Annotated in this window: 23 protein-coding genes; 15 read left to right on the top strand and 8 right to left on the bottom strand. The window is 45.8% G+C overall.

Annotated features, from left to right (window positions below):
• Positions 1 to 155: 155 nt before the first annotated feature.
• The 3 genes from ACLWBB_RS06530 to ACLWBB_RS06520 all read left to right on the top strand — a co-directional run bounded on the left by ACLWBB_RS06530 (position 156) and on the right by ACLWBB_RS06520 (position 3,780).
• The gene (locus tag ACLWBB_RS06530) at positions 156 to 719 is read left to right on the top strand and encodes a carboxymuconolactone decarboxylase family protein (RefSeq protein WP_413290806.1); all 564 of its coding nucleotides are present in this window, start codon (positions 156 to 158) and stop codon (positions 717 to 719) included.
• Between the two features lie 155 nt (positions 720 to 874).
• A complete protein-coding gene (locus ACLWBB_RS06525; protein WP_413290805.1) occupies positions 875 to 2,353 on the top strand; it encodes a hypothetical protein in 1,479 nt (492 codons plus the stop codon).
• An 8-nt stretch (positions 2,354 to 2,361) separates the two neighbouring features.
• Positions 2,362 to 3,780: a hypothetical protein gene (locus tag ACLWBB_RS06520; RefSeq protein ID WP_413290804.1), complete on the top strand. Its 1,419-nt coding sequence runs from the start codon at positions 2,362 to 2,364 to the stop codon at positions 3,778 to 3,780.
• A gap of 30 nt (positions 3,781 to 3,810) precedes the next feature.
• On the opposite strand, the gene ACLWBB_RS06515 is transcribed toward ACLWBB_RS06520, so the two are convergent.
• Together ACLWBB_RS06515 and ACLWBB_RS06510 are read right to left on the bottom strand one after the other, a co-directional pair.
• On the bottom strand, positions 3,811 to 5,823 hold the full coding sequence (locus ACLWBB_RS06515; protein ID WP_413290803.1) for a prolyl oligopeptidase family serine peptidase: 2,013 nt from the start codon (positions 5,821 to 5,823) through the stop codon (positions 3,811 to 3,813).
• Between the two features lie 134 nt (positions 5,824 to 5,957).
• Positions 5,958 to 6,314 carry a VOC family protein gene (locus ACLWBB_RS06510; protein ID WP_413290802.1) on the bottom strand — a complete coding sequence of 119 codons (357 nt, stop codon included), beginning with the start codon at positions 6,312 to 6,314 and terminating at the stop codon, positions 5,958 to 5,960.
• A gap of 86 nt (positions 6,315 to 6,400) precedes the next feature.
• On the opposite strand from ACLWBB_RS06510, the gene pepN reads away from it, so the two are divergent.
• Entirely contained in the window at positions 6,401 to 9,028 is a 2,628-nt protein-coding gene (pepN, locus tag ACLWBB_RS06505; protein WP_413290801.1) for an aminopeptidase N, read from the top strand.
• A gap of 307 nt (positions 9,029 to 9,335) precedes the next feature.
• The gene (locus tag ACLWBB_RS06500) at positions 9,336 to 9,857 is read left to right on the top strand and encodes a hypothetical protein (RefSeq protein WP_413290800.1); all 522 of its coding nucleotides are present in this window, start codon (positions 9,336 to 9,338) and stop codon (positions 9,855 to 9,857) included.
• A gap of 2 nt (positions 9,858 to 9,859) precedes the next feature.
• Here the strand turns inward: ACLWBB_RS06500 and ACLWBB_RS06495 are convergent, their stop codons facing one another.
• Positions 9,860 to 10,735 carry a TIGR02147 family protein gene (locus tag ACLWBB_RS06495; protein ID WP_413290799.1) on the bottom strand — a complete coding sequence of 292 codons (876 nt, stop codon included), beginning with the start codon at positions 10,733 to 10,735 and terminating at the stop codon, positions 9,860 to 9,862.
• Positions 10,736 to 10,901: 166 nt separating this feature from the next.
• On the opposite strand from ACLWBB_RS06495, the gene ACLWBB_RS06490 reads away from it, so the two are divergent.
• On the top strand, positions 10,902 to 11,615 hold the full coding sequence (locus ACLWBB_RS06490) for an SDR family NAD(P)-dependent oxidoreductase (protein WP_413290798.1): 714 nt from the start codon (positions 10,902 to 10,904) through the stop codon (positions 11,613 to 11,615).
• Positions 11,616 to 11,723: 108 nt separating this feature from the next.
• On the opposite strand, the gene folE is transcribed toward ACLWBB_RS06490, so the two are convergent.
• Positions 11,724 to 12,410, bottom strand: a complete 687-nt coding sequence (folE, locus tag ACLWBB_RS06485; protein WP_413290797.1) for a GTP cyclohydrolase I FolE — start codon at positions 12,408 to 12,410, stop codon at positions 11,724 to 11,726.
• A gap of 170 nt (positions 12,411 to 12,580) precedes the next feature.
• Here folE and ACLWBB_RS06480 point away from each other — a divergent pair, with 170 nt between their 5' ends.
• Positions 12,581 to 12,973 (top strand): hypothetical protein, encoded by a 393-nt coding sequence (locus tag ACLWBB_RS06480; RefSeq protein ID WP_413290796.1) that lies wholly within the window; start codon positions 12,581 to 12,583, stop codon positions 12,971 to 12,973.
• Between the two features lie 70 nt (positions 12,974 to 13,043).
• On the opposite strand, the gene ACLWBB_RS06475 is transcribed toward ACLWBB_RS06480, so the two are convergent.
• Both ACLWBB_RS06475 and ACLWBB_RS06470 read right to left on the bottom strand, forming a co-directional pair.
• Positions 13,044 to 13,679: a hypothetical protein gene (locus ACLWBB_RS06475; RefSeq protein ID WP_413290795.1), complete on the bottom strand. Its 636-nt coding sequence runs from the start codon at positions 13,677 to 13,679 to the stop codon at positions 13,044 to 13,046.
• 12 nt (positions 13,680 to 13,691) lie between these two features.
• A complete protein-coding gene (locus ACLWBB_RS06470) occupies positions 13,692 to 14,867 on the bottom strand; it encodes a hypothetical protein (RefSeq protein WP_413290794.1) in 1,176 nt (391 codons plus the stop codon).
• 179 nt (positions 14,868 to 15,046) lie between these two features.
• On the opposite strand from ACLWBB_RS06470, the gene ACLWBB_RS06465 reads away from it, so the two are divergent.
• Entirely contained in the window at positions 15,047 to 16,795 is a 1,749-nt protein-coding gene (locus ACLWBB_RS06465) for a hypothetical protein (protein WP_413290793.1), read from the top strand.
• Complete coding sequence (locus ACLWBB_RS06460) at positions 16,792 to 17,304, top strand: hypothetical protein (protein WP_413290792.1); 513 nt, start codon at positions 16,792 to 16,794, stop codon at positions 17,302 to 17,304. Before ACLWBB_RS06465 ends, ACLWBB_RS06460 begins: the two co-directional genes overlap by 4 nt.
• A 13-nt stretch (positions 17,305 to 17,317) precedes the next feature.
• Here the strand turns inward: ACLWBB_RS06460 and ACLWBB_RS06455 are convergent, their stop codons facing one another.
• Positions 17,318 to 18,895 (bottom strand): flavin monoamine oxidase family protein, encoded by a 1,578-nt coding sequence (locus ACLWBB_RS06455; RefSeq protein WP_413290791.1) that lies wholly within the window; start codon positions 18,893 to 18,895, stop codon positions 17,318 to 17,320.
• A gap of 82 nt (positions 18,896 to 18,977) precedes the next feature.
• Between ACLWBB_RS06455 and ACLWBB_RS06450 the strand changes: the two genes are divergently transcribed.
• The 6 genes from ACLWBB_RS06450 to ACLWBB_RS06425 all read left to right on the top strand — a co-directional run bounded on the left by ACLWBB_RS06450 (position 18,978) and on the right by ACLWBB_RS06425 (position 26,163).
• Positions 18,978 to 19,583: a 2OG-Fe(II) oxygenase gene (locus ACLWBB_RS06450; protein WP_413290790.1), complete on the top strand. Its 606-nt coding sequence runs from the start codon at positions 18,978 to 18,980 to the stop codon at positions 19,581 to 19,583.
• Between the two features lie 73 nt (positions 19,584 to 19,656).
• Entirely contained in the window at positions 19,657 to 21,432 is a 1,776-nt protein-coding gene (locus ACLWBB_RS06445; protein WP_413290789.1) for an ABC transporter ATP-binding protein, read from the top strand.
• A complete protein-coding gene (locus ACLWBB_RS06440) occupies positions 21,419 to 23,296 on the top strand; it encodes an ABC transporter ATP-binding protein (RefSeq protein WP_413290788.1) in 1,878 nt (625 codons plus the stop codon). Before ACLWBB_RS06445 ends, ACLWBB_RS06440 begins: the two co-directional genes overlap by 14 nt.
• 124 nt (positions 23,297 to 23,420) lie before the next feature.
• A complete protein-coding gene (mgtE, locus tag ACLWBB_RS06435; RefSeq protein WP_413290787.1) occupies positions 23,421 to 24,779 on the top strand; it encodes a magnesium transporter in 1,359 nt (452 codons plus the stop codon).
• Positions 24,780 to 25,430 carry an RluA family pseudouridine synthase gene (locus tag ACLWBB_RS06430; RefSeq protein ID WP_413290786.1) on the top strand — a complete coding sequence of 217 codons (651 nt, stop codon included), beginning with the start codon at positions 24,780 to 24,782 and terminating at the stop codon, positions 25,428 to 25,430. It begins immediately after the preceding gene.
• Between the two features lie 31 nt (positions 25,431 to 25,461).
• Complete coding sequence (locus tag ACLWBB_RS06425; RefSeq protein WP_413290785.1) at positions 25,462 to 26,163, top strand: response regulator transcription factor; 702 nt, start codon at positions 25,462 to 25,464, stop codon at positions 26,161 to 26,163.
• Here the strand turns inward: ACLWBB_RS06425 and ACLWBB_RS06420 are convergent, their stop codons facing one another.
• Positions 26,164 to 26,532, bottom strand: a complete 369-nt coding sequence (locus tag ACLWBB_RS06420) for a hypothetical protein (protein ID WP_413290784.1) — start codon at positions 26,530 to 26,532, stop codon at positions 26,164 to 26,166. It abuts the gene before it with no gap.
• Positions 26,533 to 26,593 lie beyond the last annotated feature (61 nt).

Here is a 26,593-nt window from a genome sequence, read left to right as displayed (position 1 = left end):
TTCGGCGCACGCCGAGGAGGCGACGGGCCAGCGGCCCATAGCCGGACTAATCCAAAAATAGAGGTTTCGAAAGAAGCCTCTATAAAATAATTTTTAAGCTCTAAGGCCCGCTGTTCGCAGCAGACCTTAGGGCTTTTGTTTTAAAGGAGTTAACTATGAGTAACATCGCAGAAAAAGTAGATGCTTTCCTTGAAAAAGAATTCCCTGGTGCTACCACCACTATTTACAGAGACCTTTCTTTGAACTTCAAAAAAGTTTTGGAAGACTCTCCTCTTGAACCTCAAGAGCGCTTCACAAACTTGCTTTCAATCGCAGTTGCGCTTGAAAACAAAGAGATGGTTGCACTTGCGAAATCTGTTCTTACAGACTTGGGCACGGCGCCTGAAGTTGTACAAGAAGCAGCAGAGATCGCCGGCATCATGGGTATGAACAACGTGTATTACAAATTCCGTTCGTTCTTGTCTCCTGAGCTTGTAGCGCAAGACTACGCACGCGCGGGTCTTCGCATGAATTCGCTCGGAAAACCAGTCAGTGGTAAAAAAGATTTCGAGATGATGTCTTTGTCTGTTTCTATCGTGAATGCCTGCCCGGTTTGCGTAGCAAGCCACGAAAAAGCAGTGCGCAGCCACGATGTGTCTGCTGACAAGGTTCATGATTTGGCTCGTCTTGCAGCAACTGCAAAGGGCCTTACAAGTCTTAAAAAGGCTTGGACTCTTTAGTGTCGATACCCCCAACACCCGGATGCCGTTTTTGGTTTCCGGGTGCTGTCTCACTCTGAGAATCCCTATCAAATTCAAGTTCTTATCCCGTGGCCCGAGTAGGTCCGTGACTTGCACATATATCTTCTGAGGCATTACGCCTTCCAGGAGAGCCCGTGCAACGACTTGTCTACTACGCAAAATTAATCTTCTTTTTGCTACTGATAGCGAGTTCTGCATTTGCTGCTCCCAACGCTTTACCAATCAAGGATTTGGTACGCAAAGCCGAGGCCTCTTTTGATGACGTTGGCCCTGCTCACTATGAAACTCGCGAAGTAGAGTCCGTAGGCTCTGAAATTTGGGATCGCATTCAAGTTGAATACTTAAATGGCGAAGCCGTCGTTTCTTATCTTTACTCGAAAGACTCCTTGAAAAAAGACCGCGAGATTTTCCGCGACTTGGTTTTCTTAACTTGGTTCCGTAACTCGACCTACTCCGTCTCAGAGATCCCACAGAGAATCGAACTTTTATACAACGCCACTCACAATAGCACCCCTGCTCGCTGGGGACTCCTATATGGCATGATGGAAAACGCCTTTGCCAATGGCTCGGGCCTTGCCATCATTGAAAGAAACCTCATCGGCTTTTTTGAGTTCATTCCAAAATACGACAACTTCCCAGACGCTGAATTTGAAACTTTAAAAACTCAGATTATGACTGAGATTGCAAAGGAATCAGAAAGATACCTGACTTTGCAAACCAAGGAACTTCGCCAACGTGAAAAAAATTGGGAGACTTGGAAAAAACAAACAGGCACTCTCGATGCTCTTGATAAAGCCCAAATGAAACTCGACGACTATGTTCGCAACAACGACCGCGCAGGAGCTCGCAAACTGATTGAAGCTTATCTTCCGTGGCCGGTGATGGAGCCTTTTGAAACTCGCATGTGGAAGTCTTGGTTAGAAGCTCTCGAGAAAAAACCAACCGCAAAAGAAAGCATCGTTTTATTCCGTGGTGTTGATTACGACACAGACAATAGATTTTATGGGAAAGACAATAGGCCCGGCTTCATGTCCCCTATGCTTACTAAAAATCAAGGTAACTATAACCGACGCTTGCGTTCCTATGCAAATCGCCGGGTCTCAAACGGTGGCCTTGCTCATGACACCGAGAAGAAAATTCCGCAAATTGCTTTGATTTCAAAACAGTTCGAAGCGCACGCCGAAGACCCTATTGGATCTGCATTTTTAAGTCTTACTTCGTCCGTACAACCGACTTTGGATTTTGCGGGCAGGTTTAACATATTTAAAAAACGCGCTAATGGTGCTTTTATGGCGGTTCGCCTTCATCCATCACGTGCCATTTCAAATGGTCCGGCCTCATCGGGATACGTGGGCGAACAAGAGCACTTGCTCCCGCTTTTACTTTTCCCTGAGGACATTATCTATTACGAAGAGGCAAAACATAATCTTGATTTTACAAGTGAATATCTTTTGGAATCTTTGAAGAAAGTTCTTACACCTGCAGAACATAAAGCCGCCGTTGCTGCAGAAAATTCTTACAATAACAAAAAAGTCATGGTTATCGATTTCTTTAAAAGTATTGAGCAAGCGAAGCTAAACGCTCCGCTCTGCTCAGGTGTGTTTACAAAATAGGAGTTTTCATGAAGAAACTTATTTATTTTATACAGTTGATTTTTATCTTCTCTCTCTTCGCGGGACAAGCCGTCGCCGACACTGCAAAGTGGCCGATGGAGACCTTGGTTAAGATAGACCGACTCAAATCGGACGAGAAACTCCTTGTGTATCAGGCAAAAGAAGTTTCACAAGTAGGCCCAGAACTGTGGGACCGTCTTCAAGTTCAATTTACCAATGGGAAGGCTGTCGTTACCTATAGCTACTCCAAAGACTCTCTTACGAATGAAATTGAAACAACTCGTGACTTGGTTTTCTTGGAGTGGCTTAGAGAGCGTATCGACGCACCAGAAAACGGACCAGCCCTCATTGAAAGTCTCTACAATGCTACCCGTAAAAGTTCGGTTGGCCGTTGGGCGATTTTGCATTCAATGCTTAAGGGCGGATACATTGTCGATTTCAAATTATTGGTGAAAATGGCTCTTGCGCACCGAGCACTGACGGCTGAACAAGTGGAGGCATTCCGGGCTCCTATTGAGAAATACTTTGAGTCAGAAACTACAAAGTACGAAACACTTAGCCAAAAAGATCTTAGTGAACGCGCAAAATCTTGGGAGGCATGGAAAAAGCAAACTGGTACTTTGGATGCTCTCGATAAAGCTCAAGTGAAACTCGACGACTATGTTCGCAACAGTGACCGCACTGGCGCTCGCAAACTGATTGAGGCTTACTTGCCTTGGCCCGTGATGGACCCTTTTGAAGCAATGTTGTGGAAGTCTTGGTTGAGCGCTATGGAGCAAAAGCCAAGTCCAGCTAACACCGTACTTCTGTACCGTGGTGTAAGTTACGACACTGACGTGCCTTTCAGAGCTGCCAACGGGACCCCAGGGTTTATGTCGACTTTGCTCACTCGCAATCAAGGGAGTTACAATCGCCGCTTGCGATCTTATGCTACACGCCGTCTGGTGAATGGAGGACTTGAGCCCGAGTCTAAGAATTTACAAGCATCCTTACTCAGCAATCAGATGACAGCTCACGCTGCAGAACCGAGAGGCTCAGCTTTCCTAAGCTTTACACCGAAGTTCAGAGTCGCAGCAAGTTTTGCAGCTCCATTCAATACTGACAAAGGGCGCATCGGCGGCGCCCTCATGGTAGTACGGGTAAATCCCGCAAGAGCTATCACGAATGGTCCTGCATCCGCGGACTACGTAGACGAAAAAGAAGTTTTACTTCCCCTTTTGGTCTTTCCAGATGAGGTCGTTTACTACTTGGAGCGTAAGAGTGAAAAGTTCCTCGTAGATCCGGAAGAATTCCTACCGAGTCTTGAAAAAGTTCTCAGCAAAGAGGAATATCAAAAAGCCACTGAAAACGTCGAGGATTTCAACGGTAAAGGCGAAATGGTGACAGAATTCTACAAACACCTCGAGCAGGCGGTGAAAACACCTTAACTCTGCCCGAGCGTATTGGCCAAGTACCTGCTACTTGGCTAATTGCTGATAAAGATAAATGTAAACGTAAGCACTGGCGCGGGATTGATCTTCTGGCTTTACCCCGCCACGGCCGTGGCCCCCATCTGTCGATTCAAAAAACAAAAAGTCGTGACCGTATTCTTTCATTCGAGCCGCCATTTTTCTGGCGTGGCCCGGATGAACGCGGTCATCGGCTTGAGTCGTTTGGAAATAGATCTTTGGATATTTTTTGTTTTTTGAGACATTCTGATACGGAGAGTACTTTGAAATAATCTCGAAGAACTTCGGATCATCTGGATTTCCGTACTCACCTGCCCAGCTTGCACCCGGTGGGAGCTTCGTATAGCGAAGCATATCCAGCAATGGAATCTGGCAAACCACGGCGTTGAAAAGCTCCGGACGTTGCATGGTGACGGCACCTACCAACAGACCACCATTACTGCCACCTTGAATACCCAAATGCTTAGGTGATGTGATTTTTCTAGCAATCAAATCTTCTGCAATCGCAATGAAATCGTCATAGGATTTTTGCTTATTCTCTAAAAGTGCAGCTTTGTGCCACTCGGGACCGAACTCACCGCCACCGCGGATGTTGGCCTGCACATAGACGCCGCCTTTCTCCAACCACTCTTTACCCATGATGGCATCGTAGTATGGAGTTAAAGAAACCACGAATCCGCCATAACCATAAAGCAAAGTCGGATTCGTACCATCATAAACGAGATCCTTCTTACGCACGACCGTGTAAGGAATCTGCGTACCATCTTTGCTCTTGACCCAGAGTTGCTCCGTGACAAACGGCGCTTCATTGAAATAAGACTTTGCTTCTTTAACTTCTAAAGAGGCTGTGCCTTCTCTCATCATCAGGCGTTGTGGTTGCAAGAAACCGTCCTCTAAAAAGATGATCGTATCGCCGTGTGGATCCGCTGACGCAATTTCAAAATTGTTGTCCGAGTTAAACACTTTTTCAAGTTTCCAAGAACCATCTGCCTGAAGTTTTGCTTCGTAGGCCTGACCGCGCACGTTTTCGCTGAGGATCAAATACATGCGATCACCGGTATCACCTGAGTTGATGAAAGCAACCTTATCCTTCGGAGTAAAAACAGCCTTCACTTGGTCGGCAGGAACATCCGCAAGGCCCATCGCTGAGTGTGGCACAGCTAAAAGACTGCCTGCTGGATGGCCCTTCCACTCACTGCGATTTTCAAAAATGAAATGCTCTTTGAACTCGTTGCTAAGAACAACATCTTTTGGAATCGGCATTTTCTGCGGATTAAAGTTTTTATCCAGAATAAAGCTCTCGAAGTGATCGTAGTTCACATAGTATGCGACAGTCGCAATCGTTGCGCCACCTGGCTTATGAAACACCGAAGACCAACTACTGACATATTCTTTTTTTGTTTCAAAAATCAGCTTTGCTTTTGAAAAATCCTCGCCGCGTGTCCACAGATAGATTTTACGAGCGTAACCAGAATCCGTTCTTTGATCTTCGGTAAATGTCGCGCCGACCAAAAGGCGATTTTCATCAAACCATTGAATATTGCTTTTGCTCTCAGGAAGAGTAAAGCCGCCCTTCACGAATTCTTTTTTAGACAAAGAGAACTCACGCACCTCTGAAGCATCTTGATTGTTGCGAGAAAGATAAACCAGTACGTGATCGTAGCCCGGCATACGCACGGCGCCTTTGTAAACCCACGCTTCGTTTTCTTTTTCAGAAAGCGCATCAATATCTAAAAGAATATCCCAAGCTGGTTGCGTTTTTTTGTATTCAGCAACCGTGGTTCTTCTCCAAATACCGCGTTTGTGAGTGTCGTCCTGCCAAAGATTGTAAACGTAGCCTTCGTAAATCATAGGCATCGCAAGCTTATCTTTAGAAGTCAGAATATTCAGAATCTCTTGCGAGCTTTGCTTAAATCTTGGATCACTTTCAAAATGTTTTTTCGCGATGGCGCTCTCGCTCTGAGCCCACTTTGTTGCCTCTGAACCATTGCGATCTTCTAACCAAATATAGGAATCACTCATATTTTCTCCTGAGCTTAAATGCTTATTGGCCATGGACGTCAGCGGGATTGCCGCAAATAGAATAAATAGGAGTCTGCTTGTCATTGGGCAGACATAGCAAGGCTTATGCTTTATGGCTAACTAAAAAAGTGCTTCTAACGAGCTATAAGCTCTACAGAATGACCGTCGGGGTCTTGCAGAATGGCTTTTTTGCCATCGGGCATGTCGGTGGGGTCCAGTATCATGATAACGCCAGGAATCGAATTCAGTTTTTCGACCTTAGCGTCCAAATCATTCACTCTAAAACCCATCATAACCTTTGGATACGCCGCAGGAGCTGCGGACTTAATCGACATCAAAGAAAGCTCAAAACCAGCTAAAGAACTGCGGTAAAGCTCGCCGCCGATACTCACTTTTACTTTACTAAACTCGCAGCCGAGAATCTCGTAGAAGCGGACCATATTTTCTAGATTCGGAGTATTAACAGTGATAGAAGTAAAAACGATTCCCATTCCCCTATGCCAACTTTATTGTCGAACATAGTCAAGGACGCTCGACAAAGGCGGCGCTGTAAACAAAATATCTGGACTGAGGTTGTATGACGACGAAACAAAGCCAAAAGATCTACCTGAAAGACTACACAAAACCCCATTTCGAAATTCTGTCTACTCAGCTAGATTTCAACCTGAACGAAGACTTTTGTCGGGTCGTAGCTACATCCAAAATTAAGACGGTAAAAGGTGGGAGCTCCCTGCACCTAGATGGAACAGACTTGGAACTCGTGTCTGTTTCTATCAATAACGAAAAACTGAACCCTTCACAGTACACGGTCACTGCCGAGAGCTTAGAGATCGCTCATGTGCCTGAGTCTTTCGAACTTCGTATCGAGACTCGCCTATACCCTCAGAATAATACGTCGCTAGAAGGCCTTTATAAATCTCGTGATATCTTCTGTACACAATGCGAGGCCCAAGGTTTCCGTAAGATTACTTACTTCTTGGATCGTCCCGATGTGATGACAAAATACTCTGTCACTATCGAAGCCGATAAAAAGAAATACCCTGTTCTTCTTTCTAATGGTGATCGCATCAAGGTCGAAGACGTTGGTAATGGTCGCCACAAAGCGACTTGGAACGATCCCCACAAAAAGCCATGTTATCTTTTTGCATTGGTTGCGGGTGATCTTGGTGTGATCCGTGATCACTTCACCACAAAGTCTGGGCGCAAAGTGAATCTCGAAGTGTATGCAGCTCACGGCAAACAAGAGCGTTGCTGGCATGCTATGGAGTCTTTGAAAAAATCCATGAAATGGGACGAGGATACCTTTGGTCTTGAGTACGACCTCAATGACTACATGATCGTGGCTATTGACGATTTCAACGCTGGCGCCATGGAGAATAAGGGACTGAACGTCTTTAACTCGCGCTTGGTTTTGGCGGACTCGACGTCTGCGACCGATGGCGACTTCCACGCGATTGAGTCCGTGGTCGCGCATGAATACTTCCACAACTGGACTGGCAACCGCGTGACAGTTTCTAACTGGTTCCAACTGAGCCTCAAAGAAGGTCTCACGGTTTTCCGTGATCAAGAGTTCTCTGCAGATATGAGTTCTCGCTCAGTACAAAGAATTATCGATGTCGATTCCTTGCGTGAACGTCAGTTCCCTGAAGATGCGGGTCCGAATTCGCATCCAGTGCGTCCTGAGTCTTGCATGGCTGTCGATAACTTCTTCACCGCAACTATTTATGAAAAAGGTGCTGAAGTTATTCGTATGATGCAAACGATTGTGGGCCGTAAAGGTTTCCGCAAAGGTATGGATGAATACTTCCGTCGTCACGATGGTCAAGCGGTCACCACCGAAGATTTTGCAGCAGCGATTGCAGAGCCTAATAAAAAAGATTTTAGCCAGTTTAAACTTTGGTATCACCAATCCGGAACACCTGAAGTCATCGTTTCTGAAAAATACGATGCCCACGCGAAAGAATTCCACCTGACGCTTGCACAATCTTGCGCGCCGACACCAGGACAAACCGATAAAAAGCCGTTCCACATTCCTTTGCTCTTGGGATTGTTGAATTCTAAAGGCCAAGAGATGGAGCTTCACTGCGAACACGTCACTCGCAATAGCGATGGCAGAACATTGATCGAACTTTGCGAAGAAGTTCGCACTTACACTTTTAAACTTGTTCCTGAAAGACCGGTGTTGTCGATCCTTCGTGATTTGTCAGCTCCAGTAAATTTAAAATGGGACGCAAAGGTTGAAGACCTTTACTTTTTGATGGAAAAAGACACCGACGAATTCAACCGTCGTGAAGCCGCACAAAAAGTGATTTTGGGTCTGTTCTCGAAGTTGATTGGTCATCACCGTCAATCAAAACCTCTTGAAGTCGACGCAAGCTTTATTGCAGCTATCGGCAAGGTTTTGCATGACGAAAATATTTCTGAGTCTTTCAAAGCTCAGATGTTGCAATTGCCTTCTGACGTGGTCTTAGCACAACAAGAAGATCTTTTGGATGCCCCAGCGTTCTTTGCCGCTCGTAAAGCGATTCGCCATGCTTTGGCGATTGCTCACAAGCAAAAGTTCACGGAAATCTACAACAAGTATCACGACGTCGAGCCTTTGAGCCGCGATCCGAAAGTATTCGGTCATCGCTTGTACAAAAATATTGCTCTGAGCTTCTTGCAAGAGCTGGATGATCCTTCAATGACTGAAATCGTGGTGCAACAGTATCAGACTGCCAAAAACATGACAGATCAGTTGGTGGCAATGGAACTTCTGGCAAGCAGTGGCAGCCACTATCGCCAACAAGCACTAGAGGACTTCCATCAAAAATGGCACACAGATTCTGTGGTGTTGAATAAGTGGTTCACGGCTCAGGCCTTCTCTTCACGCAGAGATACTTTTGATGTGGTGAAGTCGTTGACCGAGCATCCAAGTTTCAACATTAACAATCCAAACAACGTCTATGCACTTTTAAGATCTTTCACACAAAACTATGCGATCTTCCACAGCCCGGATCACCCGGCTTATGAATTCTTGGCGGACATGATTTTAAAAATCGACGAAAAGAATCCACAAGTGGCAGCTCGTTTGTGCGCGGCCTTCAACTTCGTGAAGAAGTTCCCGCCGCATATGAAAGACAAAGCCCTTTCGCAAATTCGCCGAGTTGTTTCTCACGAAAAGCTTTCGAAGAACTCTCGCGAACTTTTGCAAAGCGCCCTTTAAAAACAGCGTTTGTAACAATCAATGGAATAAAAGCCTGCACTAACATAGCCGTTATTGCAGGCATTCGCCCCTGAGATTCCCCTGCCGTCGTCAATTGTTTTTTGGATACCCGAGGTATCCACTGTCCCGTCTTTGCAATCTTACGCCGCTCTCTGAGCAAAATATTGACACAAAAACCAAAGCCTATAAGAAATGATCCGCTTTGAAGCGAGTACCAACCTTGCAACTCGTTTCAGTAACAAAATTAGATCTTCCAATTACCGCCCAGCGAGACAGGTTGGAACTCTTGATAAACAAGGAGACAGGTATGTTTTTGCGTTCTTTAAAAATTGCAGTGTTTTTGACAGCAACAAGCTTCTCAGTGGCAAGCTTTGCGGGTGGAACTGTTGGTTCGGCAGAAATAGGTGGCACTTACAAAACAGTGACTGCGTGCCGACCTGATAACGCCCGCTTCAAATTCTTGGATTTAATGTTTGATCCAGGAATGGAGGTTTCTATCACAGTCGATGAAGCCAATCACAAATTGCTTTTCTCTGCCTATCACGAGGACTCTCTAGCGATGCCTCTTTCTAACGAAGCTAAAATCAAATCGGTTATTTTTGGAGACTACTACAACAATGCCGAAATCGAACTCACAGAGAAGTACTATTACTTTAAGACAAGCGGCACAGAGCTTCGTATGCGCAGCAACCATCCATTTCCTGGCAAACATCCTAGTGTTGAAACGTGGAATGACGAATTGTTGATAGCTCGCAAAGATGACAGCCAATTGGAAATCAGATGGGCCATTGACGACAACAAAGGCTCTTGCCTCTTGGAAAGAAAGTAAATTTACTTTGCTGTCTCATCTTCTAGGACTGCAGAATCCATTTTTCTTGTAACCGGGTGAAAGTTAAAATTCACCTGGTACAAATAGGTATCTAAGCAGAACTTAGAATTATAAAGAAGCAATTGCTCTGCTATGAAATCCTCTAAAGCCCGATTGAATTTTTCAAGATCAGCTTCACTCAGAGGTACAAAAAGGCTTTTATAACGACGCAGCTGTGGCGGCTGACTAAAAGCTGCCACAGCATCCTGAAGACTTTTTTCGTGAAACCTCATTAAATTAAAACTGCCATAGTCATCCGGAACATGAAAGACGTCACTGAGAGCAACCCAAACATCCTCTTCATTGACCTTTACTTTTTCAGCAAGCTTCATGGCCTCTAGCTTCGAAAGGGCCACTTCAATCTCGCTCATTTCGACTTTCAAAATTTTTGCGCATCTCGCCGCATTACCGCGAAGATCTGAAAAACACAATAATGACAGAAGACGGACCAAGAGCGGATCCGAAACATAGTCCACTTTTTCTGAAACGATTTGAGCACTATGTTCATGTTTGAGTATTTGCATCATCTTTTGACTGTAAAGTTGACGGTCCTTGCCCGAGCTGGCCTGCGAGTATTTTACAAGATAGTAAAAATAAGACTCTTCATTTTTTGTGGCAAAATTCAGGCGGCAAAAATTTTCCATAAAACGCGGACTGATTTTCTTTTTTCCTGCCACTAGAAGACGTAAGAAAGAACGGCTATTCAACTCAAGCTCTTGGGCCCATGACTCATAGGAAAAATTTTTGTCGCGAGTTTTGCGCAAACGGTAATAGTCTTGCAAGTACGATCCAACATCCAAATAATCGTAGACGCTTGGTGTTTTAGGGTGTGAATCCATTCACTCTCCTGTCATGTTACAAGAAAATTGCAACATGCCCCAAACCAACCGTCAAACACGTATTTGGGCACCTGCGGTATCCAAGCCTCGCCTGTATGTCTAATCCTTGTCTACTACCGTATTCCCTCATAGGATCTCCTCAATATCACTCCATAAGGAGATTCCTATGAAGAAAGTCGCGATCGTTACTGGTGCCAACCGCGGGTTGGGTTTTGCCACAAGTGCTGCCCTTGCCAGAATGGGTTACAAGGTCATCATGGCCATGCGTAATCCCGACAAGGCCCAGACTGAAATCAACGCTCTTAAAATGAAAGATCTTGATGTCATAGCGATGAAGCTGGATGTCTCGAACGAGAAAAGCATCGAAACTTTCTGTCACCAAGTGATCCGCGAAATCAGCGTGGTTGATGTTCTAGTGAATAACGCTGGGATCTTTATCGACGATGAAGATGGTGGCGACAGTAACGTCTTTAAAACCAAGTCTTCTACAATTACTAAAACCTTTGCCACGAACACTCTTGGTCCTTTCTTACTCACGCAAAAGCTACTGCCGTTGATGATTGACGGCGGCTATGGGCGTGTTGTGAATATCTCTAGCGGCATGGGGCAACTTTCTGAAATGAACGCAGCCTATGCGGCTTATAGAATGTCTAAAACGGCACTCAATGCTGTGACCAAGATTTTCTCGCAAGAAGTTTTAGATAAAGGCGATATCCTAGTGAACTCTGTCTGCCCAGGTTGGGTTCAGACCGATATGGGTGGACGAAGCGCCACACGGACTATTGAACAAGGGATCAAAGGGATTGTTTGGGCGGCCACCCTGCCTAAGGGCGGCCCTAACGGAGGCTTCTTCCGCGACGGCGAGAAGCTTGAGTGGTAATTAGTAGAGAAGCTATCTCATAAACCCAAAGCCAAGGCGTGAGGAGGAAGCTGTACATAGCGTACTGCGACGACGAGCAACGCAGGATTTGGGTTTATGAGATAGCTTCTAGTTAATGCGTTTGCACTGGTGAAGGAACTCTTCGCGCGTTTGTACTTTCGTACGGAAGTGACCACGAACTTCAGTGGTCACAGTGGAGCTTGCCGTGTCTTCAATCCCACGTGCAATTACACAATAGTGTTTTGCATCAATGTAAACTGCCACATGCTCTGTATCCAACACATACTGAAGGCAATCTGCGATCTGTTTTGTCAGACGCTCTTGTACTTGCGGACGACGGCTAAAGAACTGAACGATACGATTGATTTTTGAAAGACCAATGACTTTTTTGTTCGGGATATACGCAACTGTTGCAACACCGTCGATCGTTAAAAAGTGATGTTCGCAGAAGGACAAAGTAGAAACTCCAGAAACACAGATCATCTGATCGTATTCCATTTTGTTTTCAATCACTGTCATTTTAGGGAAATGCTCTGGGTCTAAACCGCTGAAGATTTCATTAACATACATCTTCGCGACACGGCGTGGAGTATCTTTCAAACTGTCATCGTTCAAATCCAAGCCCAGGATTTCCATGATCTCGGTGAACTTTTCAGTGATTAGTTTGATCTTCTCGTCAGAGCTTAAGCCGTTCTTTATCATCGGGGTCGGCAGCACGTTCGAAAGAATGTCTTTTGTTGAGAAATGATGGTGCTTTGGAGGGAGGGTTTTCGCCGGCTTTGTGGTCTTCTTCATAGTGGACCCGTTATCTCAAAAGATGACGCTGGTGTAAACCAAGGACCTGGACTCTGAAGCATTTTTACAGGGTTTTTTGAGGCTATAAAGGACTAGGCTCAATTTAGGTCTTCCCGATTTCAAGTTTACAGTTATAAAATAGAGACTTCAGACGTAATCAAGGATGAATTATGACCACCAAAATCTTGTCTGTAGGACTGACCGCAATTGCCCTTCTTGCCCCTATTGGTTGTGGCAAGGTCTACAACTCTTCAAGTTACGATGCCACAACATACGGGGTTTCTACGGGAAGCGCTCAGTTCCTAGCTGCCAAAGAAATCATCGTTGCTAAATGTGCGAGCTGCCATACCCGCCCATCCCATGCCGCTTGGGCCGGTACTAGCGAAGAAGAGTACATCAGCCAGGGCCTCATCAAAGCTCAAGATCTTGAAGGCTCGGTCCTTTATACAAAGATTCAAGGCAACAGAACTGCCATCGCAGGAAATATGCCTTTCGGGGGCACCCCGCTTACGGATGCTGAACTCGACACGATGGAAGCCTGGATTAACAGCATCACGCCTTAAAAGAATTTGAAAAAAGAAATAAAAAAAGCCAGCTCTGAGAAGCTGGCTTTTTTGTTTTGAGCTCTAACACCTACAATCGGTAGGCAAGCCCCAGACGCCAATAAATGGATTCGTTTTTATAAACAGTCCCGAAGCTCTGAATCATCTCGAGCTTTGGATTAAAGCGCACACGAAGATCAAGGAAGGCTCCTGTGATCATTTCAGATCCAGAAGTCACAGTGACCGTATCATTCAAGGTATTCCATTTGCTTTGTTTGTAAAAAGTCGAAATATCAAGTCCCAAATCTGTTCTGCCTGTCCAGCGATAGAAAACTCGAGGAGTAAATCGCGCCGCGTACCAAGGAACACGCGCTTGGAAATACGTCAGTGATCCCGATTTATCACCACCAACGGCACTTCCACCAAGAACACCACCACCAAGCCCCCAGCCCCAACTACCATGGTACCAGTTTTTCTCTAACCCCAAACCGAAGCCATAGTACAAAGCCTGAGAAGACTGCATTCCGCCAGATGTATTCGTCACCGTAAGCTCTTCAAACCAAGAATCGTAATCCACGGTGATAAGCCACTTCTCGATGCCCTTCTCTAGCAAAAATCTCTTTTTCGCCATGGCATCTTTGCCTGCTGTGGATTTTTCAGATTGAGCCAATGCCTGAACACCCAAGAGATTCAAAACTACAAATGTAAAAATCAAAAACTTTTTCATCGCCAGCATCTCCTAGAGTGATAAGTGGAGCTGTGTTTGTATCATCCACTGATCCTTTGCCACTGTGTCATCTGTAATTGAACGGCCATTCACGAAAGTTGCACGGAACTCAACCCTCGGCATAGGGAAAGCCAAAAGACCGAAAGTCCATCTCGTTAAATCCGGAGATTCTGGGCCCATTGTCGCATTCATATACTCGATCTGAGAAATCACGTTGTATCCACGCTCCATCAGGTAAACCCCTTGAAGCATCAGATACCCACCCCATTCTTTCGAAGGCGTCGCTTTTGGATTGTTATTGAAGAAACCAATTTCTGTTAAAAGGCTGTTTCCTTTTTCAAGACCCATTTTTGAGTGGACTTCAAAACGGTTTTTCGTAACGAAATCATTGCTAGAACTCATCACGGCCATCCCGATACGATTTTTTTCGGCCGTATCGAGCTCGTACATGAGAGATCCACCTTTTTGGCGAAGCTCTTCGTCTTTTTCTTGAGCTAAGTTCCCCATGAAGCCATTGCCTGTGAGCTCCCAACCGTCTCCGTAATATTGAGCAATCACACCTGTCGATTGGTCATTCTGCGCATTGCCCGTAGTCACGCGACTGTAAGCTGTATGATCAGAGGTACGGATCCCGAAAACTTTATCCATCGTTCCCCAGTACGTGAAAAGCGCCTTAGAAACTTGCCAACGCAAATAGTGTTCACGAGAGATAAAGTTTTTATCGTCAGGATCTTTTTGTCCCTGATGAGACGCCGGAGTTGGCGCATACCCGCCTGAGAGCACAACCAAGAACTTCATTTTCTGATCCAATGGCACAGCCACGTTCAGATCTGCTTGCATTGTGATGTATTTTTTAACGGCGCTCTCACTGCCCGGGTTGTTCACGAAATACAAACCACGATATTTGATCCCCGGACGGACCCACCAAGGAAGTTCCGTAGAACCCAAGAATCCCGATTTAGCGGCGATTTCTTCCTCGGACAATTTGTCACTGAATATGGCGCGTGAAGCGACTTCAGTTGTAAATAGTGCCCGGCCGTAGTCGTTCAAAGGACCATTTCCCTGTCCGTTGTAATGGCAGGTAATACAAGCTGTATAACCGTAGGAAATAAAGTCAGGATACGCGAAACTGGTTTGTGGGCTGAGTAACAAACCACCCAATAGTAATATAACGCTTTTAAAAGCCACGTTGAGACCTCTTTGGTTGCCTGTTTAGTGTAGGGGGGCTTTCCCTAAAGAGGCAAACCAAAAATTGTCACTTTGTGCAGAAGTTTGTCACCAGTATTGCTCTCAAACACCCGTGGTTTCAAAATGTTTTGGACCTAAACTTGCATCCTGACTTCAGCCAGCAGTGCAAGGAGCTCGGGATGCCGAAACGACACTTCAAATTGATGACCGCTCTCTTGGGATTGAGCTTTAGCTCTTTCAGTTCTCTGACGTTAGCTCAAGAGAAAATGCCTCCTATTGCAAACAAGCACCTCATTTCCAACGCTGTGCAGGTGCAAATCACTCCCCGTGGTCAAAAATATTTCGAGACTCAACTGCAAAACATCCTTGGCAATATGGGTTATAACTTTGCTGAGGGCTACTTCCCTGGGCAAACTATCAATTCTGACAAAGCCATCGACCTAAAGGAGCTTGAAAAGACAAATCCTGAGGGTGTGAAAATGTATTTTATGGTGAAGGACCTTCTCACCAAATGGTTGGTTGGATTTTCCCTGACCGATCACCGCCCTGCCGTTGAAATTGGAGAGTCTGGCTATACTGCCTCTTTCTCACGCTTTGCCCTAGTGACCGACGAAGCTTTGATGAAACGTTTGGGTAAAAAAGACGGTGCCGTTCTTGCCATTGACCTTGAAGCTAAACGTTTGACGGTCGCAACTGAAGCTGTTCGAGCTTGGGACTTGAACAACCCAATTAAAAAGAAAGATGGCCCTCTAAAAATCGGAATGGACGAAGTCAGCCTCAATGCGGGCGACGAAAAAACTCCTTTAAAAATCCGTTTGCCATTTTATATTCGCATGAACTCACAAGGAAGCCTCGAGTTTGAAGCCCTCGAGATTCAAGAAAATCTTGCGGAAATTCCAATAGCTGTAAAATATAAAAAACTCGTGGTTCCTCAGGTCGCGGTTTATATCGACGGCGAGCAACTCTACACAATGAACACCGAGCAGTTACAAGACTATGTGGATGAGCAGCTTCCAACAGTATTGGTTCAAGTTCGCAAATACCTCAGCGATTTTGCCAAGAAGCAGCTACCTGAAATGCTCAATCAAAAAGTGAAAGAGAACCTGACTGGCGCTTTAGAGCAAATCCAAGACATGGCTCCTCCGGGAAAAGAACCGAACGATACTCGCCCTAACTTTAAATGGGGTTTGAAACTGACAAACTTCCAGTTGCAGAGTTCTTTGAATATCGGACTTGCGGCTTATGCAGAAGATCCGTTGAACCCACAAGTTGGATTATTGCCGCAAACTGGGTCACGCGGTTTACCGACAATGAACCACATGCCACAAACTAACTACGATATTGGCATGACGCTGGACCGTGGTCTGATCAACCGCATTTTGCAACTGAGCTTTTTAAGAAAGAATTTCGAAAAAATTCCTCAGGCCGACGGCACGTCCCTAAAATTGACGGCGCCACCGTTGATTGATTATGTTGTACCGCCTGTAGCGACTTCGAATAACGAAACTTACTTGAAACTTCGCATTAGCACCGAAATCGAGCCGAACAAACCTTTCTGGCTCGAGAAAAAAGTGATTTTGACTTTCGATATGATCGCGAAGCTTCGTAAGGCGAAGAAAGCTGCCGAAGGTATGGAGATAGCTCAGCAGTATATTGATGTGAATTCTTTAATGATGGACTCAAAATATCTGACGGTCGCTGGAAAAATTGCTGAAAACCTCGGCAGCCAAGTTACAAAAGGCATTAAAGAAGAACTCAAGCTTCGCAGCAAAGACTGGGTTAAGAACGACGAAACAATTCCTGGAACCTTGGATTTACCTCCAGCGGTTTTGGGCATGAAATTAGAAATACAAAAAGTAACCATGGATCCGAACGGTCATCTTTTGATGTACCTAAATTACAAAAATGGTTCAGGAGTAGTAAAATGAAATCCCTTCAATTTCTTTTCATCAATGCGCTAACGCTCATTATTGGCCTTGGCTTGATGAGTGGGTCTTTCAGTCCGAGCGACGCTCAAGCAGCGCCAACGGAAGTAGTGCCGAAGATTCAAATTCAGAAGATCGGCAACTTTAAAGGCCAGCACCTAACTGTGTTCTACGCAGTAGGTACACGTCCTTTCTTGTCGACAGACTCAAGCCAAGTCACTTTGTCAGAAGTTAAGAGCATCCGCACCCAAGTGGTCGACGATGACTTCGTGACGTTGCCACAAATCGAGTTGCAAAAGGCGGGTTTCCGTCCTGGCTACAACTTGGTTCTAGTCGTGATTTCGCCAAATCCAGATTATAGTTTTGTGAATGCAAACGGCGAAACGATCGTGGGAATGCCACAAACAAAGAACCAACAAGCAAGCTTGATCCGTTCTTACTCAAAGGCTGAAATCGAGTCTTTGGCAACGGGCCAAGGCCTTCCAGACGGTCTTGTATTAACTTTGCAATAGTTGATATATTCCCTTACGCGCGGGCAAGGACCTTTTGTAGGGCCTTCTCCGCCGCGGCTGTGCCTGTCGCTATGGCACCGTTCATGGTGCCGCCGTATTGGAAGCTCATGTGCTCGCCTGCGAAATAGAAACTTTCATTTTCGACTTCTTCTTCTAAAGCCGCCAAATATTTTAAGTACGAACCCGGCAATAAATTGTAGCGCGAGCCCTTTGCAAATGGCTTCTGTGACCAGTTCGCCATATGCGCGGCTTCTTCAGCCGCTGCATCTTTGAAGAAGCGTCGCAGATCTTGCAAAGTCTCTTGCGCAGCCCCAGCCCCCATCGATTGTCCACTTGCGCCGCCGCGCTGAGAAACTAACAATCCGCGATTGCCTGGTTGACCGCGTGAGCTGTCCCAGTAGTTTTGGCCAAGCAGCTGCCCACGCAGACTTCCTTGGAAGGCATAAGGGGATTTATTCTTCTTACGCCACACGGGATCTTTAAAACTGCTAATCACTTTCGAGTGAGTTCCATAAGTCGCTTGCGCAATCAGTTCTTTTTTAAGACCAAGCTCAAGCCCCTGCACGCCATCAACATCTTTCAACATTGACCACGGCATCGCACAAATCACTTGGCGCGCCCACACTGTGTCGGAACCCTTCGGAGTTTTAAAAGTACAATCATAACCACCAGCTCTTGCGCGCACAGCTACCAACTGATGCTCGAGCTTCAAGTTTGCATCCGGCACAATCCCCTGCACACGCTCGCTCAAAATCTGAACCATGCGCGACATTCCACCTTCAACACGGTAGAGTCTTAGCGGAGTGGTCTGATTGTTTTTTTCTTCAAAATCAAGTCGGACTAGGAAATGCAAAAGGTTGATGTATTTACTATCAACGCCCCACTCAGACACACACAGATTTTCAAAACTTTCCAGAGTCGGTAGATCCATCGTCGTACGCAGCGGATTTAACAAATCTGCCAACGACTGATTGTCAAACAAAGCAATATTGCTGTGACTTAAAAGACTTTTTGCTGTGAATTCCGATCCCGCGGCTGAAAATAAATCTCTGCGAAATTGTGCAAGTCGCACAGCAAGTGGTTTCAGGTTTTTACGGAACTCTTTTTCGCTGACGACTTTTCCACCCAACCAATAGATGCTGCGATCCATTTTGGTGTCATAAGAAATATCTTGAATGGCAAGGCTCAAATCCTTGCACATCTGAATCGTCAATTTGTGAGTCGCCTCAAAAACCTCAGCTCCAAGTTCTGCAAACTGAGCATCGTCGTTGAAGTGAAACAGAGTTTGAATACGTCCGCCGACGCGACCCGAAGCCTCATAAAGGCGATAGGGAACTTTATTTTTTTTCAAGTGATAGGCCGCCGACATGCCCGCCAAGCCCCCGCCCAGAATCATTACTTCTTGTTCTAAACGATTGCTATCACCTAAAACCCAGCGGTCAAAAGTCCCGCAACCCGCCAAAGCTAAAGTTGCTACCGAACCGCCAAGAGTCTTCTTCAAAAAATCACGGCGCTCTTGTTTGAAAGAACAGGAATCGGTCTCTTGCTGCAAAAGCCTTAATAGAATTTTAAAATCTAAGCTGCGGGCCATTTAGTTATTCTGCGACCAAGACTTCGAATGTGGCAAAGAAAAAGTCTCGGTTTTTAAGGAAAACTAGAGTATTAAAAGAACCATGCAGTCCTTAGAACCACTCTTTCAAAGCATTGAACAAAATGGCTGGGCCTTTGCCGACGGGATTTTGCCACAGAATCTGGAGCAAGAACTCTTTTTAGAATGCCAGAAGTCATGGAGTGAAGGACTTTTTCACGAAGCACATATCGGGCGAGGCCAAGAAAAAACCCGAAAGGCCGAAATTCGTGGGGACTCGATTTTATGGCTAAATACTGAGCACCCAAACTCTGCCAGTCACCGTTTTTTGCAATGGGCCGCAGAACTTCGCCAAGAACTGAATCACAGATATTTTATGGGGCTGCGCTCTGAAGAATTCCACTTTGCCCGCTATCCTGAGGGAAAAGGCTATCAAAAGCACATAGATCAACACCGGGGCACCAGCCACCGCAAAATTTCACTCGTTCTTTACTTGAATCCGACCTGGAGCTCTCAAGATGGTGGAGAACTCTGCATTTATTCTCCAGAAAATGAGTCCCAAGAGGTCAAAAGAATTTTGCCTCAGGGCGGTCGCCTTGTTTTATTCCGTAGTGACCTTATTCCACATGAAGTTCTGCCATGCTTCCAAACTCGCTGGAGTTTGACAGGCTGGTTCCGTACCGACGGATAAGAGCAAAGAATATCCTGCGTTAAGACGGAATTTATCAAGACCGACAGGTCCTAGGGGTGTAGTATTTTTCCCCATGAGACCTCTTCTCCTTGACGTATTATTCACCCGCTTTCACGCTCGTATTCTCATTATCCTGAGTTCTTTGGTAGCGACCGTCTTGGGACTTTTTGGTCCTTATTTTCAAAAACTTTTCATTGATCAAATGACCGGCCAAACCGGATTGGATTTTTTCAATTATCAACTGCATCCTTTGGCTTTGATTCTTTTTGCCTTTGTCGCCGTATTTTTGGCGCAAGCCTTTTATCAACTGACCAACTATTTAGGCATGAGCGAGTCCATTCACTTGCAATCGGTTTTCTCGCGCCGTCTTTATGAAAAGACTTTGGATCTGCGCGTGGATACGATGAGCCACCGCCCTGTCGGCGAAATTATTCAGATCTATGCGACGGATGTCCCAGGCGCTACTGTGTTTTTGGAACAAACCCTTCCTGCAGGGGCTTCAACTATATTTCCGCTGATATTGGCACCGTTCGCTATTTCACTGATTTATGATCTGCCCTTAATGCCAACATTAGTTTTGATGATTGGGATCACGGTTCTCAATACAGCCTTGGCCTTTCGTCAATCGCGCTTTTTCTATCGCTTTAAAAAATTAGCGGGTGATCGCATTGCGCTCGTAAATGAATGGGTTCAAAACATTCGTACTATTCGTATTTTGGGCTGGACTCCGTTTTTTGAAAAAAATATTTTCCGTACACGCGAGATTGAAACCATCAACCGTATTCGCATGGTGACGAATGGTCAGGTGATGAACTCGATTTCAACTTCGATCACTTTTGTGCTGAACGTAGTCACACTTGCGTCTTTGATTTATTACTCTAAGCACACTATCACCAGTGGCGAACTTTTGGCACTATTGTGGATCGTGGGTGTTTTCTTGACTCGCCCGTTCCGTCAAATGCCTTGGTTCTTTACCTTTGGTTTTGACTCTTGGACTTCGTTGCAGCGTCTTGAGTCTTTCTTAAAAGTAAAAAACGAAACCAATAACAACCACAATCACACTCCTCGCCCACAAGGTCCTGTCGGTGCTTTGACAGAGGACGTGGCCCTGGAAGTTCAAAAAATGAATTTGCAGATTGGCGGCAAAGAAATTCTAAAAAACATCGACCTGCGCGTGCGCGAAGGCGAATTTATCGCAGTTGTTGGCGAAGTGGGCTCTGGCAAATCGATGTTGTTGTTATCTCTGCTGGGTGAAACCGGCGCGGAAGCCGAACACTATCGCATTCACGGCAAGAGTGTCGGTACTATGACACTTCATGAACTGCGTGGGAACTATGCGTATGTTCCGCAAGAAGGTTTCATCATGAGCGCAAGCCTTCGTGAAAATGTGGCCTTCGTCTATGATATCGAGCCTGAACGTGACAGTGACATCGAAGAATCTTTACGACTAGCACAGTTTGAGATCTTTAAAGAGCGTGTTGAAAACGGTCTGTCGACTGAAATCGGCGAACGAGGAGTAAATTTATCGGGTGGTCAAAAACAACGCGTAAGTCTTGCGCGTGTTCACTTCCACAAAGCACCTGTCTTACTTTTAGATGATTGCCTGAGTGCCGTTGACGTCGATACAGAAGAAAAGCTCTTCTCTCAACTTTTGGATGGAGCTTGGGCGGAAAGAACCCGTTTGTTGGTGACTCACCGTCTGACTATTTTACATCGTGTTGATCGCATTCTCTTTATGCAAGAAGGCCGTATTGTCGATCAGGGGACCTATTCCGAACTTATGCAGCGCTCGCCGCTTTTCCGCGAATACACTCAGAGTGTTGAGGAGACATTAAATGTCGAAGCCTAAATACTTGTCTGACGGCGAACAGCATAATGAAAGCGGCTATAGCCGCACGGTCTTCCAAACTTTAGGGGAAGCGTACAAGCCTTATCGCTGGCGCATCCTTACAGCGTTTATTATCGGTATTATCGGGCGCGCGGCACTCTTAGCAAATGCCAATGTCATTGGTGTATGGGTAGATAGTTTCTGTAAGCCTGAGCATGGTATTACCTGCAAAGGAGTTCCATCTCTTTTTACGGGCTTCACTTCTGAAAACTATTTGCAGCTTTTAGCCATGATGGCGTTTGCGGGCTTTGTTCTGACTTTGTGTTTCCGTACGATCTTTTCGCGTCTATCAGCTCAGGCGATCAGTAAAATTTATGACGAAGTGACTTTGCGAACTTCGCGTTTGCCGATGAGTTTCTTTGATGCAACTCCGGCAGGGCGAATCATCACCCGTTTCTCGAGCGATTATGGCAATGTTTTTAGACTTTTCGGGGGCCCACTGGCCGAGTTTGCGTCGATCATTTTTGACCTGACCGCAATGGTGTTTTTGATTACTCTAGCAAGTCCGTACTATCTGATTTTTGTAGTCATCATTGCGTTACTTAATTATGTGGTCTATCGCCTAAATCGCGCAGGTCTTCGCCAAGTTCGTCGCGAACTTTCAGCAAGCCGTTCGCCTTCTATTGCCCACTTTGCAGAAACCACTCAAGGGGCCAGCACCATTCGCTCGTTCCGCCGTGAAGAATCGTTCTCGGATCGCTTCTATCGTTTGGATAAGTACTTCTTGCAACAAAAACTAAGAACCACTCGCCGGGTGATTGGCTTCTCGTTTCAGATGAATAGCCTTTCGGCGTTACTCCTTTTGATGACGGGTCTTGCCGCTTATTTCTTAGTTCAACAGGGACTTGCTTCGGTGGGCTCTGTCGGTGTGGCTTTTAGCTTTATTGCTCTGTCAGGCAATACCGTGCAGATGTTCTTTGACTGGTTAACTCAGTTTGAAGAAGCCATGATTGGGGTTGAACGCTTAGATCAGTATCTGCGTAAAGATCTTGAGCCTGGCAATTTACTGCCGTCGACCGCCAAATTTCAGACAGGTCACCCGAAGTACGATGAGACTTTGGAAAAGTATTTGCAAAACCGCAAGCTCACGAACGAACGCAATGCCTCGGTTCAAGTTGAAGGCTTGTGGTTTAGGTACCGCGAAGATCTACCGTGGGTTCTTAAGAATCTGAACTTCGAGGTCAAGGCCGGAGAACGCCTGGGCATCGTGGGTCGCACTGGCAGTGGCAAATCAAGTTTGATTCAAGCACTTTTCCACCTGTACCCATTGCAATCAGGTCGCATTGCGATCAATGGCCATAGTCCCAAAATTCAAAGCACCGATACTGGGATGGACTTGAATCTTTTCCGTCGTTCGGTAGCGTTTATCTCTCAAGATCCGGTCCTGTTCCAGGGGACTCTCAGAAGCAATTTGGATATTGATAATACCCTGACAGATGACAGACTTTTTGAAGTGCTAGATCAGGTGGGTCTTAAAGAATGGGTTCAGCAGCAGTCTCAAGGCATTCACATGAAGATCGAAGAAAGGGGTAAAAACCTTTCCTTGGGTGAGCGCCAATTGCTATGTATGGCTCGATGTCTTTTGCAGCAAGCCCCAATCGTTATCATGGATGAAGCCACAAGTTCTGTGGATCCACAGTCCGAGGAAATTCTTGTAAAGGCCACCGAGGAATTTTTTGCCGACCGTACCCAGATTATCATTGCCCATAGACTGTCCACTCTCGAGAAGTGCGATCGTATATTATGGTTACACAATGGTGAGATTCAAAGCTTGGGTCCGACTCATGAAGTACTCCCGAGGTTTGAGTCAGCAAACCTGACATAAAATGCGTTTTCTGAAAAGAAAGTCTTAAGCTTAAAGTGCTTGCGGTCGATAAGAGATCGAAGTACAAAGGCTCATTCGTAAATTTTGCGTAAACCACACCTGCTGACCTTTCGAGGGGGGATGCATGGACTCTGAAAACAAAAACCCCCAGGACTCTTCGTCGAAAGAGTTTACGCAAACTGAAGAACAATTTTACAATTTATTCGAGAATTGGTCGGCCCTGTCGACTACTGAACGCCGTGAGAAGTTCAAAGCCTTACCTCGTACTGAAGCCGAAGAGTTGTTTTTAAGCCTCAAAGTCCACGACCAAGTCGATCTATTGCATGAAGCGACACCTTTAGAAAAACGTTCTTGGGTGCGATTGCTCGCTCCGGATGACGTGGCCGATTTGATCCAAGAGATGGGACCAGACCATCGCGATGAAGTTTTGTCTCTACTTGATCCACAGACTAAGCGTGAAGTGACGGCACTACTTGCCTACGCCGAAGATAACGCCGGGGGCTTGATGAGCTCGCGCTTTATCCGCCTTCGCCCTGACATGAGCGTGGATGAAGCAATCAGTTACATCCGTATTCAAGCAAAGACTCACGTAGAAACGATCTACTATGCTTACGCCCTGGCAACAGATCAGACTCTGTTAGGGGTTGTCTCATTCCGAGAATTGTTCTCTTCATCTCCGGATAAGAAGATCAAAGACATCATGACCATCGATATGGTGAAGGTTCCGGTCGACACTGACCAGGAACAAATCGCTAAAATCTTCTCGAGCCAAGATCTGATGGCGATTCCGGTTATTGATGGCAACAATCACATGGTCGGTATCGTCACCTTCGATGACGTGGCTAGCGTTTTACAAGAAGAAGCGACTGAAGATATCCATAAGCTTGCCGCGGTTGAGACTTTGGATGCGCCTTATTTAAAAATCTCTTTGCTAGAGATGATTAAAAAGCGTGCGGGCTGGCTAATGGTTCTTTTCTTGGGCGAGATGTTCACGGCAACTGCCATGGGCTACTATCATACGGAAATTGAGCGCGCAGTTGTTTTAGCATTCTTTATCCCTCTGATTATTAGTTCGGGCGGTAACTCGGGATCTCAGGCATCGACTTTGATTATTCGTGCGATGGCTCTGGGTGAAGTTCGTCTTCGTGACTGGTGGCGCGTCTTGGGTCGTGAGCTCATAACTGGCTTAGCCCTGGGTCTTTGCTTAAGTGCAGTGGGCCTTGCGCGTATTCTTCTCTGGCCTGGTAAAGAGCAGCTCTATGGACCGCACTACATGCGCGTCGCCTTCACAGTCGCTGCGAGCATCATTGGTATCGTGTTGTGGGGAACTCTGTCTGGCTCAATGCTTCCCTTCTTACTTAAGAAACTTCGCTTTGACCCGGCTTCGGCTTCAGCGCCTGCGGTAGCAACCCTTGTTGACGTGACTGGTTTGATTATTTACTTCACGTTAGCAAGTTTCATTTTGGCGGGAGCCCTGCTTTAGATGGCTCCACTTAAGATTCTTCATGAAACCCCAGAGTGGCTTGTCGTTGATAAGCCCGCGGGGCTTTCGGTTCACAATGCCACTCCGAATGTCCTAACGCTGCTACAATTGCAAAAGCCTGGCGTAAGTTTTCACTTAGTTCACCGCTTGGATCAAGAAACTAGCGGCGTTCTGCTGCTTGCGAAAAATCCAAAGACCGCCGCAACCTTGATGGAGACTCTCAATCACGACTCCACGACAAAAAAGTACCAGGCAATCTTGCGTGGGAAAATGAAGTCCGATTCAGAATCGTGGCAGTGGGCCCTCACCGACAAAGCCGAAGGACGAAAAAATCCACAAGGCATTGGCATTGATCGCAAGCATTGCACCACATTGGTGAAAGTGCTTCAAAGCAATGACTACTTCACGTGGGTGGAGTGTGAGATCCTGACGGGACGCCAGCACCAGATTCGTAAACATGCAGCCATCGCGAAACACCCGATTGTCGGAGATTCACGATATAATGACCCAAAGTATAATGAGCGCATTTTCGGCCTCTATCCGGTGACGAGAATGTTTTTACACGCATTTGAGCTCAAAATTACAATCGACAAACGTGAATGGGTTTTCACTTCTCCGGTGTCGGCGGAATTTAAAACACTCTTTCCTTAAATTCCCGTCTAATTTCTTTTAAACTAAAGAAATGAAAGACATTCTTTATATTGAAGACAGTCCCGAATTGGTTTTGATGGTCAAAGAAACGCTTAAACCCCATCATGTTCATCACTGCTCTACACTGAAAGACGCAGAGACTACTCTTCAGCAAAAGAGCTTTGATCTGATTCTTTTGGATTTGAGTCTGCCAGATGGCGATGGACTTCGATACTTAGCTGCAAAAATATCTGATCAAAGTAATGGTCTAAATAAGACGCCGCTCTTTGTACTGACTGGCCAGAGCGAAATCTCTAGCAAGGTGATGGCCTTTGCGATCGGAGTTGATGACTATATCATCAAGCCCTTTCACCACGCGGAACTTAAAGCGCGCGTAGAAGCAAAGCTTCGTAAAGGCACTGAACAAGCGACCGAAGAGTCTTTCTTGCAACTGGGAAATGTCCGCTTGGACATGGCCAAACAAAAAGTCACCGTTCACACAGGTACTAGTAGCGAAGATCTGACACTGACGCGTTTGGAATTCAAAATGTTAACAAAATTTATGAAATCCCCCGACCGCGTTTTCAGCCGCGAGCTTTTCATTGAAACGATTTGGTCGGATGCGAATGTTACGGACCGTACGGTGGATACGCACATTGCCCACCTTCGCAAGAAGATAGGCCCTGCTACGATTAAGATTGAAACCGTGACCGGCGAAGGCTATCGCCTGAAAGTCATCGAAGGCAGTCTCTGACTAAGTGCCTGTCGCAAAGGAAATGGTCTTTGCTAAATTTAACAAACAAGTTCCGCGGAACAAGGCGCTCTGTTGATTGCCGTAGTTTTTGCAAAGAGTTTCCCCCGCGGAAATAAATTTTTCGGTTTGCTTATCTGAAGGATTGGATTTACGGCATTCAGCGATGACTTCATTCGCGGCATTTTCAAAGGCCTGCTCGTCAGCAACCGTACCGTCTGCATCAACCATTGCTTTAGCCTTATCAAGTGCAATACCACATGTTGCAGCTTGATTTGGTTTTCTAACGGTGTCTTTACCCTTGTTTTTGATAGGTCCCGCAACGCTTGCGGAAGAAATTACGAATATAACTGTGAAAATTAAGTTTTTCATAGGCCCCTCACTTTTTAGTTTAGTGTAGAGGCCCGGGTTTGTTTCTTAAAGACTAGAACAC

Origin of the sequence: Bdellovibrio sp. HCB337, assembly GCF_047302465.1 — a bacterium.
Taxonomy (GTDB): domain Bacteria; phylum Bdellovibrionota; class Bdellovibrionia; order Bdellovibrionales; family Bdellovibrionaceae; genus JACMRP01.
This window is presented reverse-complemented; position numbering and strand designations above follow the sequence as displayed.

What these genes read in the sequence shown, in the direction of transcription:
- ACLWBB_RS06520 (WP_413290804.1), top strand. Translation starts at nt 2,362, where the DNA reads ATGAAGAAACTTATTTATTTTATACAGTTGATTTTTATCTTCTCTCTC.
- ACLWBB_RS06430 (WP_413290786.1), top strand. Translation starts at nt 24,780, where the DNA reads ATGGCTCCACTTAAGATTCTTCATGAAACCCCAGAGTGGCTTGTCGTT.
- ACLWBB_RS06495 (WP_413290799.1), bottom strand. Translation starts at nt 10,735, where the DNA reads ATGGATTCACACCCTAAAACACCAAGCGTCTACGATTATTTGGATGTT.
- ACLWBB_RS06515 (WP_413290803.1), bottom strand. Translation starts at nt 5,823, where the DNA reads ATGAGTGATTCCTATATTTGGTTAGAAGATCGCAATGGTTCAGAGGCA.
- ACLWBB_RS06440 (WP_413290788.1), top strand. Translation starts at nt 21,419, where the DNA reads ATGTCGAAGCCTAAATACTTGTCTGACGGCGAACAGCATAATGAAAGC.
- ACLWBB_RS06510 (WP_413290802.1), bottom strand. Translation starts at nt 6,314, where the DNA reads ATGGGAATCGTTTTTACTTCTATCACTGTTAATACTCCGAATCTAGAA.
- mgtE (WP_413290787.1), top strand. Translation starts at nt 23,421, where the DNA reads ATGGACTCTGAAAACAAAAACCCCCAGGACTCTTCGTCGAAAGAGTTT.
- ACLWBB_RS06455 (WP_413290791.1), bottom strand. Translation starts at nt 18,895, where the DNA reads ATGGCCCGCAGCTTAGATTTTAAAATTCTATTAAGGCTTTTGCAGCAA.
- ACLWBB_RS06475 (WP_413290795.1), bottom strand. Translation starts at nt 13,679, where the DNA reads ATGAAAAAGTTTTTGATTTTTACATTTGTAGTTTTGAATCTCTTGGGT.
- pepN (WP_413290801.1), top strand. Translation starts at nt 6,401, where the DNA reads ATGACGACGAAACAAAGCCAAAAGATCTACCTGAAAGACTACACAAAA.
- folE (WP_413290797.1), bottom strand. Translation starts at nt 12,410, where the DNA reads ATGAAGAAGACCACAAAGCCGGCGAAAACCCTCCCTCCAAAGCACCAT.
- ACLWBB_RS06460 (WP_413290792.1), top strand. Translation starts at nt 16,792, where the DNA reads ATGAAATCCCTTCAATTTCTTTTCATCAATGCGCTAACGCTCATTATT.
- ACLWBB_RS06480 (WP_413290796.1), top strand. Translation starts at nt 12,581, where the DNA reads ATGACCACCAAAATCTTGTCTGTAGGACTGACCGCAATTGCCCTTCTT.
- ACLWBB_RS06425 (WP_413290785.1), top strand. Translation starts at nt 25,462, where the DNA reads ATGAAAGACATTCTTTATATTGAAGACAGTCCCGAATTGGTTTTGATG.
- ACLWBB_RS06500 (WP_413290800.1), top strand. Translation starts at nt 9,336, where the DNA reads ATGTTTTTGCGTTCTTTAAAAATTGCAGTGTTTTTGACAGCAACAAGC.
- ACLWBB_RS06420 (WP_413290784.1), bottom strand. Translation starts at nt 26,532, where the DNA reads ATGAAAAACTTAATTTTCACAGTTATATTCGTAATTTCTTCCGCAAGC.
- ACLWBB_RS06450 (WP_413290790.1), top strand. Translation starts at nt 18,978, where the DNA reads ATGCAGTCCTTAGAACCACTCTTTCAAAGCATTGAACAAAATGGCTGG.
- ACLWBB_RS06465 (WP_413290793.1), top strand. Translation starts at nt 15,047, where the DNA reads ATGCCGAAACGACACTTCAAATTGATGACCGCTCTCTTGGGATTGAGC.
- ACLWBB_RS06490 (WP_413290798.1), top strand. Translation starts at nt 10,902, where the DNA reads ATGAAGAAAGTCGCGATCGTTACTGGTGCCAACCGCGGGTTGGGTTTT.
- ACLWBB_RS06530 (WP_413290806.1), top strand. Translation starts at nt 156, where the DNA reads ATGAGTAACATCGCAGAAAAAGTAGATGCTTTCCTTGAAAAAGAATTC.
- ACLWBB_RS06445 (WP_413290789.1), top strand. Translation starts at nt 19,657, where the DNA reads ATGAGACCTCTTCTCCTTGACGTATTATTCACCCGCTTTCACGCTCGT.